At 53.7% G+C, this 12,563-nt stretch carries 12 protein-coding genes and 1 tRNA gene; 7 read left to right on the top strand and 6 right to left on the bottom strand.

From position 1 onward, the window contains the following. Positions 1-80 precede the first annotated feature (80 nt). The 3 genes from FRIGORI9N_RS05965 to FRIGORI9N_RS05955 are packed head-to-tail and all read left to right on the top strand — an operon-like array spanning position 81 to position 2,985. The gene (locus FRIGORI9N_RS05965; RefSeq protein ID WP_159568918.1) at positions 81-1,208 is read left to right on the top strand and encodes a Re/Si-specific NAD(P)(+) transhydrogenase subunit alpha; all 1,128 of its coding nucleotides are present in this window, start codon (positions 81-83) and stop codon (positions 1,206-1,208) included. Between the two features lie 13 nt (positions 1,209-1,221). Then, on the top strand, positions 1,222-1,515 hold the full coding sequence (locus tag FRIGORI9N_RS05960; RefSeq protein ID WP_008249635.1) for an NAD(P) transhydrogenase subunit alpha: 294 nt from the start codon (positions 1,222-1,224) through the stop codon (positions 1,513-1,515). Between the two features lie 24 nt (positions 1,516-1,539). Further along, complete coding sequence (locus FRIGORI9N_RS05955; protein WP_159568917.1) at positions 1,540-2,985, top strand: NAD(P)(+) transhydrogenase (Re/Si-specific) subunit beta; 1,446 nt, start codon at positions 1,540-1,542, stop codon at positions 2,983-2,985. A gap of 72 nt (positions 2,986-3,057) precedes the next feature. Here FRIGORI9N_RS05955 and FRIGORI9N_RS05950 read toward each other — a convergent pair whose 3' ends face one another. The 3 genes from FRIGORI9N_RS05950 to FRIGORI9N_RS05940 all read right to left on the bottom strand — a co-directional run bounded on the left by FRIGORI9N_RS05950 (position 3,058) and on the right by FRIGORI9N_RS05940 (position 5,119). After that, entirely contained in the window at positions 3,058-3,933 is an 876-nt protein-coding gene (locus FRIGORI9N_RS05950) for an alpha/beta fold hydrolase (RefSeq protein WP_159568916.1), read from the bottom strand. Next, a complete protein-coding gene (gene queA / locus FRIGORI9N_RS05945; protein ID WP_201301417.1) occupies positions 3,930-5,018 on the bottom strand; it encodes a tRNA preQ1(34) S-adenosylmethionine ribosyltransferase-isomerase QueA in 1,089 nt (362 codons plus the stop codon). Before queA ends, FRIGORI9N_RS05950 begins: the two co-directional genes overlap by 4 nt. 14 nt (positions 5,019-5,032) lie before the next feature. After that, positions 5,033-5,119, bottom strand: a tRNA-Leu gene (locus FRIGORI9N_RS05940). Positions 5,120-5,284: 165 nt separating this feature from the next. On the opposite strand from FRIGORI9N_RS05940, the gene FRIGORI9N_RS05935 reads away from it, so the two are divergent. Next, positions 5,285-6,865: a diguanylate cyclase gene (locus FRIGORI9N_RS05935; protein WP_159568914.1), complete on the top strand. Its 1,581-nt coding sequence runs from the start codon at positions 5,285-5,287 to the stop codon at positions 6,863-6,865. Here FRIGORI9N_RS05935 and FRIGORI9N_RS05930 read toward each other — a convergent pair. Then, positions 6,855-7,088, bottom strand: coding sequence for a CsbD family protein (locus tag FRIGORI9N_RS05930; protein ID WP_159568913.1), 234 nt, complete (start codon positions 7,086-7,088; stop codon positions 6,855-6,857). The genes FRIGORI9N_RS05935 and FRIGORI9N_RS05930 overlap by 11 nt on opposite strands. A 118-nt stretch (positions 7,089-7,206) precedes the next feature. On the opposite strand from FRIGORI9N_RS05930, the gene FRIGORI9N_RS05925 reads away from it, so the two are divergent. Then, positions 7,207-8,136 carry an NAD(P)-dependent oxidoreductase gene (locus tag FRIGORI9N_RS05925; protein ID WP_159568912.1) on the top strand — a complete coding sequence of 310 codons (930 nt, stop codon included), beginning with the start codon at positions 7,207-7,209 and terminating at the stop codon, positions 8,134-8,136. Between the two features lie 119 nt (positions 8,137-8,255). After that, positions 8,256-9,887, top strand: a complete 1,632-nt coding sequence (locus FRIGORI9N_RS05920) for a DEAD/DEAH box helicase (protein ID WP_159568911.1) — start codon at positions 8,256-8,258, stop codon at positions 9,885-9,887. A 15-nt stretch (positions 9,888-9,902) separates the two neighbouring features. Here FRIGORI9N_RS05920 and gluQRS read toward each other — a convergent pair whose 3' ends face one another. Further along, positions 9,903-10,814, bottom strand: a complete 912-nt coding sequence (gluQRS, locus tag FRIGORI9N_RS05915) for a tRNA glutamyl-Q(34) synthetase GluQRS (protein WP_159568910.1) — start codon at positions 10,812-10,814, stop codon at positions 9,903-9,905. 10 nt (positions 10,815-10,824) lie between these two features. Beyond that, on the bottom strand, positions 10,825-11,736 hold the full coding sequence (locus tag FRIGORI9N_RS05910; RefSeq protein WP_159568909.1) for a LysR substrate-binding domain-containing protein: 912 nt from the start codon (positions 11,734-11,736) through the stop codon (positions 10,825-10,827). Between the two features lie 98 nt (positions 11,737-11,834). On the opposite strand from FRIGORI9N_RS05910, the gene FRIGORI9N_RS05905 reads away from it, so the two are divergent. Further along, complete coding sequence (locus FRIGORI9N_RS05905) at positions 11,835-12,545, top strand: pirin family protein (RefSeq protein ID WP_159568908.1); 711 nt, start codon at positions 11,835-11,837, stop codon at positions 12,543-12,545. Positions 12,546-12,563 lie beyond the last annotated feature (18 nt).

The following is a 12,563-nucleotide window of genomic DNA, read 5'->3' as shown; positions in this document are numbered from 1 at the left end:
CCGTGCTATAGTCCGCACCAGCAGTGTATTTGCAGTTCTTAAACATCAAATAAAAGCGCTTTCCCACAAGGAGAAGTTCCATGAAAATCGGAATCCCGGCCGAGACAAGGTCCGGAGAAACGCGTGTAGCCGCCACACCTGAAACGGTGAAGAAGCTCATTTCTCAAAAACACGAAGTGTTTGTTCAAGCAGGTGCAGGTATTGCCAGCTCGATCACCGATCAGGCCTACATTGATGTGGGTGCAACAATCGTTGATCGTGCAATGGATGTAATCGGCGGCTGTGACATGATCCTCAAGGTGCGGGCTCCCGCTGAAAACGAACTGTCTGCCTATCGTGCGGGTCAGGTTGTTGTCGGCATGTTGAACCCTTTTGACAATGCAGCACTTGAAGGCATGAACAAGGCTGGCCTGACGGCATTTGCACTGGAAGCTGCGCCACGCACTACACGTGCTCAAAGCATGGACGTGCTTTCTTCACAGGCCAACATTGCCGGTTACAAGGCCGTGATGATTGCGGCCAACGTATACCAGCGCTTCATGCCCATGCTGATGACCGCTGCGGGTACTGTAAAAGCTGCACGCGTGTTGATTCTGGGTGTGGGTGTTGCAGGCTTGCAGGCCATTGCAACGGCCAAGCGTTTGGGCGCTGTCATTGAAGCATCCGATGTGCGCCCTGCCACCAAAGAACAAGTTGAATCGCTGGGTGCGAAGTTTGTGGACGTGCCGTTCGAATCCGACGAAGAGCGCGAAATTGCTCAAGGTGTGGGTGGTTATGCCCGCCCAATGCCTGAAAGCTGGATGAAGCGCCAAGCCGCCGCAGTGCACGAGAAAGCAATCAAAAGCGACATCGTGATCACCACAGCATTGATCCCAGGCCGCAAGGCACCGACCCTGTTGCACGAAGAAACCGTGCGCGCCATGAAACCCGGTTCGGTGGTGATCGACCTGGCCGTGGAGCAGGGCGGCAATTGCCCCTTGTCCAAACTGAACGAGATTGTCGACGTCAACGGTGTGAAAATTGTGGGTTATGCAAACCTGCCGGCCATGGTGGCTGCAGATTCATCCGCACTGTATGCCCGCAACGTGATTGATTTTTTGAAGCTGGTTTTCGACACGGAAGGCGCCTTCAAAATCGACATGGAAGACGACATTGTTGCTGCGTGCCTGATGTGCACCGGTGGCGAACTCAAACGCAAAAACGCTTAAGGAAGGAGCCAACATGGACGCAATTAGCCCCACCGTGGTCAACCTGATTATTTTTGTACTGGCCATTTACGTGGGTTACCACGTGGTTTGGAACGTAACCCCCGCGCTGCACACCCCATTGATGGCGGTGACCAACGCAATTTCCGCAATCGTGATTGTGGGTGCCATGTTGGCAGCTGCACTGACCGTAACACCGTTGGGCAAATTCATGGGGGTGCTGGCCGTAGCGCTGGCTGCCGTGAATGTGTTCGGTGGCTTTTTGGTCACCCGTCGCATGCTTGAAATGTTCAAGAAAAAGAACAAATAAACCAACAGCGATCTGGAGAAATTTATGGAATTGAGTTTCAACGCAGTGACGCTGTTGTACCTGGTGGCGTCAATCTGTTTTATTCAGGCCTTGAAGGGCCTTTCACACCCTACAACCTCGCGTTTGGGGAACACCTTCGGCATGGTGGGTATGGCAATTGCCATCGCCACCACAATTGGTCTGATCTTCAAACTGGCGGAAATCGCAGGTCAGTCTGCGGCGACCGGGCTTGGCTGGGTGCTGGCCGGTTTGGTGGTGGGCGGTGGTTTGGGTACGGTGATGGCCAAGCGCGTCGAGATGACGAAAATGCCCGAACTGGTCGCGTTCATGCACAGCATGATCGGTTTGGCTGCGGTGGCGATCGCGATTGCAGCGGTGGCCGAGCCTGATGCGTTCGGTATCACGGCAAAAGGCATGTTCGACATTCCGCTGGGCAACAAAATTGAGTTGTTCATTGGTACCTTCGTGGGTGCCATTACCTTCTCGGGTTCTGTCATCGCTTTCGGCAAGCTGAGCGGCAAGTACAAGTTCCGCCTGTTCCAGGGTGCACCTGTGCGCTTTACGGGCCAGCATCAGCTGAACGCCATCTTGGGTATCGTGATGATTGGCTGCGGTATCTGGTTTGCGATTACGCAAGACTGGACACCCTTCATCATCATGACCATAGCCGCCTTTATTCTGGGCGTCACGCTGATTATTCCAATCGGTGGTGCCGACATGCCGGTAGTTGTGTCCATGTTGAACAGCTACTCTGGTTGGGCGGCGGCAGGCATTGGTTTCTCGCTGAACAACAGCATGTTGATCGTGGCAGGTTCGCTGGTGGGTTCGTCAGGCGCAATTCTTAGTTACATCATGTGCAAGGCCATGAATCGCAGTTTCTTTAACGTGATTCTGGGTGGCTTCGGTGGAGAGGCGGATGCGGCAGCAGCAGGTGATGGCCAGCAGCGCACCGTGAAAAGCGGTTCATCTGATGACGTAGCCTTCTTGCTGACCAACGCTGAAACCGTGGTGATTGTGCCCGGTTACGGTTTGGCGGTGGCTCGTGCCCAGCACGCGCTTAAGGAACTGAGCGAGAAGCTGACCCACATGGGCGTCACAGTGAAGTACGCGATTCACCCTGTGGCAGGCCGTATGCCTGGCCACATGAACGTGTTGCTGGCTGAAGCTGAAGTGCCTTATGACCAGGTGTTCGAGATGGAAGACATCAACAGCGAATTTGCACAAACCGACGTGGTATTGGTGCTGGGTGCAAACGACGTGGTGAACCCCGCTGCGAAAGACCCCAAGAGCCCCATTGCAGGCATGCCGATTCTGGAAGCCTACAAGGCCAAAACCATTATCGTGAACAAGCGTTCCATGAACGCGGGTTATGCTGGTTTGGACAACGAGTTGTTCTACATGGACAAAACCATGATGGTGTTTGGTGACGCCAAGAAAGTGATTGAAGACATGGTGAAAGCGGTCGAATAAATTCGATCCAATCGTTGTGTATAGAGAAAGCCTGGTGAGAATTCACCGGGCTTTTTTTATTTCTGGCTGGGCTTAAACCCCAGCCAATTCCCGAATTCTTTGCACCACAAGACCGGTGTGCTCCATGGGCAAAAAGTGGGTGGCATCGGCGATTACTTCAATGCGTGCCTTGGGTAAGCGTTTTTGAATGCGTGCATGCGCAGTCGCCGGGAATGTAGAACCTTTTCCGGCCGCAAGAATATGAATCGGGCAGCCCGGGTCGCGAATCCAGCGCGAAGCGTTGGGTTCGGTGTGTTGAAAGGTCAGTGATTCCCAGTGGGGCGGGCAGGCCAGCTCCACTTCGTTGTTGTGTGCGGGCACAAAACCATGTTCAACATAAGCATGTAGCCATTCGTCACTCCAGGTACCAAAGGCTTTCTTGTTGCGGTAATTCTCAAAGGCGTCTTGGTGCGTGGGGAAACTTGCCCGCCTGCGGGCAGCTGCGGTAGCCATGGCAATTCGGTCTGCAAAGCCAAACCAGTTGGCCAAGCGAAGCGCAAAACCCTGTTTGGGGTCGAGTAGTACAGGTTCTACAAGAATAAGGCCCTTCACTTTTTCAGGGCGTTGTGCCGCAGCAGCAAGGCTGGTGGTGGCGCCAATGGAGTGGCCTGCCAGCCACATGGGTTCAGTGGCTTGGTCAAGTACGGCGACCAGGTCTTTGTAGTAGGTGGTCCAGCCCCGAAATGTGTTTGGATTTCCTGCAGATCGGCTTTCGCCGTGGCCACGCATGTCCCACGTGTGCACATCAAAATGCGGTAGCAGGTCGCGCAGAAGAGGGGTGTAGGTTTTTGCGTTAAAACCGGTGGCGTGTGCCCAGTGCAGTTTGGGTTTGCTGTCGGAATTTGACCAGCGCATCATCTGGATGGCGCTGCCATCGTGGGAAACAATGGGATAAGCAGATTCGATCATTCGGTGCGTTCAAGCCACATGGCGTCGCCATAACTGAAGAATCTGTATTGTTGCGCAATTGCGTGTTCGTACGCCTTGAAGATGTTGGATTTCCCTGCAAAAGCGGACACCAGCATCAACAATGTGCTTTTTGGCAGATGGAAGTTGGTAATCAACCGGTCAACCACCTTGAATGGGTAACCAGGCTTGATGAAAATTTGGGTGTCTCCGGCATGGCCTGTTTCGGCAAACTGCGCAGCCTGGTTCAGGCCTTCGCTGGTGTTTAAATTGCAGCCAGTTTCGGTCGCCCAGGCCTCCAGTGCCCGCAAGGAAGTGGTGCCCACTGCAACTACTTTACCGCCGTTCAGTTTGACCTTTCGCAAGGCGGCGACCACGTTGCCTGAAATTGCATAGCGTTCGCTGTGCATGACATGTTCTTCCACATTGTCGGTTTTAACCGGCAAAAAGGTACCTGCGCCCACATGCAGTGTCAGGTTGAGCAGTTTCACGCCGCGCGCTTGTAGCTGTTGCAGTAATTCTTCCGTGAAATGCAGGCCGGCCGTGGGGGCGGCTACAGCACCGGGCTCACGCGCAAACACGGTTTGGTAGCGTTCGTCGTCTTGTGCGTTGGCGCTGTGTTCAATGTAAGGGGGCAAGGGCAAGGCACCGTGTGCATCCAGCAGGTCGGGCAGGCTTAAACTGCTTTCAAGCAGTTCCAGCTCGTACATCATGTCGTGTTTGGCAAGTACCCGGGCTGTTGCCACGCCGGCCAACACCACCTCACTGCCCGGTTTGGGGGATTTGCTGGCCCGAATCATGGCGGTGAAGCGCTTGTCATCAAGGATTCGCTCAAGCATGACCTCAATTTTTCCACCACTTGCTTTTTGACCCTCAAGGCGCGCTTTCAGCACTTTGGTGTCGTTGATGACCAGTACATCGTTGGGCTGAAGCAAATTCAGCACATGGGGAAACTGATGATCTTCGATTGGATTATTTTGAGCGCAAACCAGCAAACGCGACTCACCACGGTGTTCAGGTGGGTGTTGGGCAATGAGCTGTTCTGGAAGATTGAAATCGAATTCGGACAGTTTCATGGTTGCTCTCATGTTGTCCTGGGGGCTGGTGCCGAGGGCGGGAATCGAACCCGCACGTTATCTCTAACACTGGATTTTGAGTCCAGCGCGTCTACCAATTCCGCCACCTCGGCAAGCCCGCAATTATGGCAAAAAACAATATTGAACACAACACCCCTTTGCAGAAATAAGTCATTTTTTTTTCGATTGCCGGAAATGTGCCCCTCTCGTGGGATTACTGGCTTCAACATGAGTCTGCATACTGACTGCGAATGTTCTCCAAAACGGGCTTGTTCAGCATGTCTTTCAAGTGGAAATGGTTGCTTACTACGTTTGTGGCTCAGTTGTTGCTGGGCGGCATTTTTACGTCCATTCAATACACGCACATGGGTAATTTGGCCGAGCAGGATTTGCATCGCATTCAGGAAAGTTTTCAGGCTGAGTTGTTTCAAGCCCACCTGGCCAATCAAAATCATTCACTGAGTACCCTGTCCTCCGTTGTCCGGGATTTCTACTTCCGCTACAAACCAGCCGCAGTTTGGGTCAACGTGGATGGCCAGCTGACTGACGCCATGGGCGATGTGCCGGAAAATTTATCGATGTCAGAGCCAGCCATGCTGGCGAGTTTTGAGTTGCCCAGTGCCGGGCAGCAACTCATGATTTTGTTTGATGAAGACGAGGTGTATCGCAGCCGCAACGATATGTTGTTTTATCTTGCCGGTGTTTTTCTGCTCAGTGCGCTGGCCTGTTCAATGATCTTGCTGGGCTTGAGCAATACACTTTCCGCCCGCCTGGAAGACTTGCGGACCAAAGCGATGGAATTGCAGTCGGGGAAAATTCAATCGCGAATAGAGGTCACCGGGCGGGATGAAATTTCCTGCCTTGGGGCCGCCTTTAACAGCATGGCTCAGGCCATTGAATTGCAAATGAAGGCCATGGAAGAGAGCCATGCACGTTCGGTTTCAGAGAAAAACCGGCTGGACATGCTGCTTTCGTCGCTGGCCAGTGGCGTTGCTTATCTGGATGAGCATTTCAAGTTGCTCTACATGAACAAAGCGTTGGCCAAGATGCTGAAAATCGAGGGGCTGGATACTCAATCGGCCAATCTGGAGCAGGTATTGATTCGGGCTGGAGTGGTTCGAGAACAGCGCATTCGCCTGAAAGACTTGGTCACCGACTACTTTGGCAACCACGAGATGCCGGTGGAGTTGAATTTTACCGATGGTCGGGTTCTGCAATTCCGGTTTGCGGTTTACAACGACAAAATTCAGGGAGCACATGCTGTCTTGATTGTCGATGACGTCAGTATTCGCAAAAACGTGGAAGATTTGCGCAACGAGGTAGAGCGTGACCCACTGACTGGCGTGCTGAATCGTCGCGGTTTTGAGATGACTCTGGAGGCTCGTCTTTCCAGGCTATTGCCCGGTGAAACATTGGGGCTTATGTTTCTCGACCTAGATGGTTTCAAGGCGGTAAACGACACTTTGGGCCACAAAGCGGGCGATCAGATTTTGAAGACCAGTGCAACGCTGCTTAAAGGCGCCACGCGCAATGTGGATCATGTGGCGCGTTTGGGGGGCGATGAGTTTGCAATTATCGTGGCTCGCTGCAATATCCAATTGCTCAAGAATATTGCTGAACGAATTATTGAATCCTTTGCCTGCGACAAATTGTTGGTGCGCGTGCGCCAAAATCACGGTTTGACTGTGTCCTGCAGTATTGGCGCAGCCATGCACCCTTTGCACGGGCACTCCATTCAAGAATTGCTTGAAATCAGCGATGAGCAAATGTACCAAGCCAAGAAAGCAGGCAAGAATTGTTACCGGATCGCAGGGGTGGCCAGTGAGCCCCAGGTCCGAGATGTGGTTGTCAAGGTTTGAGTTTGTTGCGTATCTGGTTCAGGCCTTTGTTGACCTCTTTGCCCAAGGCTTTGCCTGTGCTTTTCACCGTTGTTTTTGCTGTTTCAGCGGCATCCTGAGTGGCGCCTTTCAGTTTTTGAAACTGACCTTCCCGTTGCAGTTTCTTGTTGCCCGTGATCTCTCCCAGCTTTTGTTTGGTTACGCCCACGGCCATATTGATTTTGCCTTCGTATTTGCCCGCCACAATTTATCCTCCAGTCATGTGCCAGTGTAACGCCATGCCGATTTTCATGGTTAGCCCCAGTGTCGAAGCCAGCAATTAGGCGTTAGCCTTCTAGCAACTCAACCGGAGACACACGACCATGAAGATTGTTTGGCTGGAAAGCGAAACCGTACGAACCTCGTTGCCGCGCCCAAATTGCGCACACACCTGGACAGAATATCCTTTCACCACCGCAGACACGTTGAAAGAGCGGATCAAGGACGCCGAAATTCTGATCATCAACAAAGTCAAAATTGGCCCTGCCGAGCTTGACGCTGCACCCAATCTGAAAATGATTCAACTGGTGGCCACCGGTACCGACAACGTGGACAAGGCCGCCTGCGCCGAGCGTGGCATCAAGGTTAGCAATGTCGTGAACTATGGCCCCGAATCAGTGGCTGAGCACGCCATGGCTTGTATTTTGCAGCTAACGCGCCGTGTACCCGAGTGGGAAGCGCTGGTGCACGATGGCAGCTGGAGCGCGTCGCGCTTTTTCTGCCTGCACACACTGCCCATGCGTGGTTTGAACACTCAAACACTGGGTGTTTTGGGCAGCGGTGCAATTGGTGGCAAGTTGATTGAATTTGCCAAGGCTTTTGGCATGACCATTTTGCACATTGAGCGCCAGGGCGTGGACAAGCCGCGAGATGGTTATGTGACTTTCGAGCAAGGTTTGGCCCACAGTGATGTGCTGAGCCTGCATTGCCCGTTGAATGAACAAACCAAGGGCTTGATTGGCCCCGACACCATTCCCAAGATGAAAAAAGGCGCAATTCTGATCAATACCGCGCGCGGCGGACTGGTTCAGTTTGAAGCGTTGAAGCAGGCCATTGAGAGTGGTCACTTGGGTGGTGCTGCGCTGGATGTACTGGAGGTTGAACCCCCTCCGCGTGATCACCTGATGGTGAAGTGGCAACACCCACGTTGTATCATCACGCCGCACGTGGCTTGGGGTACTGAAAGCTCGCAGGCCAATGCAGGACGTTTGGCCATTAAACATGTGGACGAGTTTATTGCTGAAAACCTGTAAGCAGGGGCCAGCAATTGGCTGTTGTATGAAAAGTACATTTGCTGCACCCAGCCGGTGCAGCAGATGAATTTAAAGCGATTGCACAAATAATAAGCATCAAATAGGCTTAGAATGCGTGCATGACACAAACTGAACCGAATACCATCAGCGCAGCTGAAGAAGCCGCCCTCGCGAATGTAACCTTTGCAGACTTCGCGCTGCACCCCAGTATCCAGAAAGCCATCGACGAACAGGGGTACACCCAGCCTACGCCGATTCAGGCCAAAGCCATTCCGGTTGTATTAACCGGCATTGATGTGATGGGTGCTGCTCAAACCGGTACGGGTAAAACCGCCGGCTTTTCATTGCCCATTCTGAACCGATTGATGCCGCTGGCCACCGAGAATACCTCGCCAGCCCGTCACCCGGTTCGCGCACTGATTTTGACACCTACCCGTGAGCTGGCTGACCAGGTCGCTGCCAACGTATTTACCTATGCCAAGCACACGCCGCTGCGCTCGACCGTGGTGTATGGTGGCGTCGATATCAATCCTCAAATTCAGGCCTTGCGCCGTGGCGTAGAACTGGTGATTGCCACGCCTGGCCGCTTGCTGGACCATGTTCAGCAAAAAAGTATCAATTTGGGCCAAGTGCAGGTGTTGGTGCTTGACGAGGCCGACCGCATGCTGGACATGGGCTTCTTGCCCGATTTGCAGCGAATTATTAATTTATTGCCAAAAACTCGCCAGAATTTGCTGTTTTCAGCCACTTTTTCACCTGAAATCCAGAAGCTGGCGAAAAGCTTCATGGTGTCGCCCACTTTGATTGAAGTGGCGCGCCGCAATGCGACTTCTGAAAACATCAAGCAGGTTATCTTCGCGCTCGACAGTGAAGAAGACAAACGCATGGCCGTTTGCCACCTGATTAAAAGCAAGGCGCTGAGCCAGGGCATTGTGTTTTCCAACACCAAGTTGGGCACGGCTCGTTTGGCGATTTACCTTGAAAAGCAGGGCGTTTCGAGCACCGCAATTCACGGTGACAAAACCCAGGCAGAACGCACCAAGTCGCTTGAAGCATTCAAGGCTGGCGAGGTAACCGTGCTGGTTGCCACCGATGTGGCTGCCCGTGGTTTGGACATTGCCGATTTGCCTTGCGTTATCAATTACGACTTGCCCACCACACCTGAAGATTACGTGCACCGAATTGGCCGTACGGGCCGTGCTGGCGCCAAGGGAACGGCCTATTCATTTGTTGTAAAGCGCGATGAACGGGCATTGAAAGACATTGAAAAACTGATTGGCAAAGCCTTTGTACGTGAAGAACTGGAAGGCTTTGTGCCGGGTGTACGTGCGCCGCGTGAAGAACGCGGTGGTCGCGATGGCCGTAGCGGTTCGAGGACAGAAGGGCGTACCGAGGGTCGCAGCGATTCGCGTACTTACGAAGGACGCTCAGACCGCCGCCCCGCCCGCACGGGAGACGACGCAGCACCTGCGCGTGAACGTCGCCCTTCTCGAGACACTTCCTACCAAGGTGCGCGTTTTAACGACAACGCACCCATTCACCGAGATGCGGAATACGAGCGTTTGCGCGCCAAATTGGCACAAACACGTGTGAAAGATTCGCTGTTCAATCAGCCTTATCAGGAATCGAAAGAAGACAAGGCTGCTGCTGAAGCCGCTGCGTCGGGCCAGTCTACAGTGGGCAGTAACAAACCCAAAAACAAGAACGCTGCACCTGTTGCGTTTTTGTTGGGTGGCAATCCACGTAACTGAGCTAGAAACCGAGACCTACCGCGCGGCTTGTGCTGCCCGGTAGTTGGCCCAAACAGGGGCCGCCAATTCAAGCCACTGCTTCGTTGTAGTGGCTTTTATTTTGTCCAAACCAAAGTGCTGCCACACGGTGTTTAAATTCAGCACAGGGTCATGTTCCGGCACCGCTTGTGCCCCGGTTTGTTTGGAAAGCTTTTGACCGTCTTCGGCCAAGATCACTGGCAAATGCCAATAGGCCGGAGGTGGAACAATACCCCGGGTGTCAATCCCGCCTTGCAACGCCTTCCACAGCGCAATTTGCCGGGCGGTGGTGTCGGTTAAGTCTTCGCCGCGCACAATGTGGCTTACTTGGCTGGCCAGGTCGTCGACTACCACCACCAAATGGTAGGCCCAAAAGCCATCACCCCGTCTCAATACAAAATCACCACTGCTGGCGTTCAAGTCGTTGCTGAAGTGGCCCATCCTGTGGTCTTGCCATTGAACCGGTTCGGTCGGGCAGCGGAAACGAATGGCCCTGGCCTCTCGGCCCGTCGGCATCCCGTGCCGGCAAGTCCCGGGGTAAATGCGGTTTTCGCCAGGCTCGCGCAAGGCATTGGCTTCGTCAATTTCCTTGCGGGTGCAGGCGCAGGGGTAGGTCAGGTTCAACATGCTTAAGCGCTTCAAAGCGGCTTCATAAAACGAATGCCGTTCTGATTGCACCCACACTTCACCTTGCCATTGAAGGCCGTGGCGTATCAATGTGTGCTCAATGTGCTTAACCGAGGCGGTGTCGCAGCGCCCTTCATCAATGTCTTCAATGCGCAAAAGCCAATGGCCGCCGTGCGTTTTTGCATCCAGAAAACTGCCCACGGCCGCAGCCAGCGAACCCAGGTGCAGCGGCCCGGTGGGCGAGGGGGCAAAACGGCCAATGTAGGGGGCTTGCTTGGGCATTCGGTTGCAATCAATCTTTGGGTTGAAAATTGAGCTGTACCGTGGCCAAGTGTTTGGTCCACCAGTCCAGCGCCTTGCCTTGGCTGCCGCGCTGCCAGGCAAAGCACAAGCTGCTTTGGCGAGTTGCGTCTTCGGTTTTCTTCACAATCAATTCGCCGTTGGCCACCTCTTGTTCAATCAGGTTCCATGGCAACCAGCCACAACCCAAGCCAGCCAGTTGGGCTTTCACTTTGGTTTGAAGGTTGGGGACGGTGAGCACCGCCTGCCCACTTTGCAAACCGAAAGTCAGCGGTTTGAAATTGCGCGACGTATCACCCACGGCCACAGCGCGGTACTGGCGAATGGTATCAATGCATACGGGCTCGGGTTCGCTGGCCAGTGGGTGGTTAGGCGATACCGCGAACACAAACAGCAGCTGCCCAAATCCCTGAATGTGCAGGCCTGTGGCGCTGGCAAACTGGTTTTGATCCAGCCGGCTGCCAATCAGCAGGTCTGCCCGGCCCGAATACAAAGCCTCCCAAGTACCTGACAGCACTTCACTGGAAAAGCGCAGGCGGGTAGGGCTTTCCAGTGCGTCAAAGGCCTCTATCCAAGGAATGGCCTGCTCGAACGGCACCACAGAATCCAGCACAATTCTCAATTCTGCCTCCCATCCGCTGGCCACTGCTTTCACGCGTTTGGTTAGCGCCTCGGTGCTCTCGAGTAGCTTGCGTCCCTCCTCCAGCAGGGCTTTGCCTGCGGGTGTCAGCTTGGCCTTGTGGCCTGAACGGTCGTAAATCAGCACGTCCAGGCTTTCTTCCAGTTGCCGAAGCTGGTAAGTGATGGCCGACGGGGCCTTGTTCAAGGCCACTGCGGCAGCGGCAAAACTGCCTCGTGCTTCAATCAGTTCAAGCAGTGCAAGGCTATCCAGGTTGATGGTCATCGGGTTCAGTTTTTTTGAATGAGTTCGTCAAATTCTACGCCTTGTTTGGCTGCATGGCACCACCTACACTGAATTCATCATTCAACAGGAGGTTGAACATGTTTCAGATCAGAAAATCCAGCGAACGCGGTTATGCACAACACGGTTGGCTTGAGAGCTATCACAGCTTCTCGTTTTCCAGCTACTACGACCCCAAGCACATGGGTTTCGGCCCGTTGCGTGTGATCAATGAAGACTGGGTTCAGCCGCAGACCGGTTTTGGTACGCACGGCCACCGTGACATGGAAATTATTACTTACATGCTGGGTGGTGAATTGAGTCACCGGGACAGTTTGGGCGGCGGCTCGGCCATCAAGCCCAATCAAATTCAGCGCATGAGTGCAGGCACCGGTATTCGGCATTCTGAAATGAATGCCCACAAAACCGATGTGGCGCACCTGTTGCAGATCTGGATTGAGCCCGCAGTGAATGGCGTGGAACCCGGCTACAAAGACCACGACCTGGATGTGGCCAGTATCACCGGCCAATTGGGTTTGGTTGTGACCGGTGACAAAGCCGAGGCCGAGACCAACAACATCGCCTTGATTCACCAAGACGCGAAAATGTACGCAGGCCGCTTGAGCAAGCAAAGCGTACACCGTGAACTAGACCCCGCACGCAAAGGCTATTTGCATGTGGCCACGGGTTCAGTGACCGTGGGTGATGTGCTGCTGCAAACCGGTGATGCGCTGTTGATCAGCGACGAGCGGGAATTGAATTTTGATGTGAGCGAGCAAGCCGAAGTGCTGTTTTTCGATTTGCCAGCTTAATAGTTATAACAACGAGGG

Source organism: Limnobacter sp. 130, from assembly GCF_902506325.1.
Lineage (GTDB): Bacteria > Pseudomonadota > Gammaproteobacteria > Burkholderiales > Burkholderiaceae_B > Limnobacter.
The sequence above is the reverse complement of the archived record's forward strand: the minus strand, read 5'-3'. Positions and strand labels throughout refer to the sequence as shown.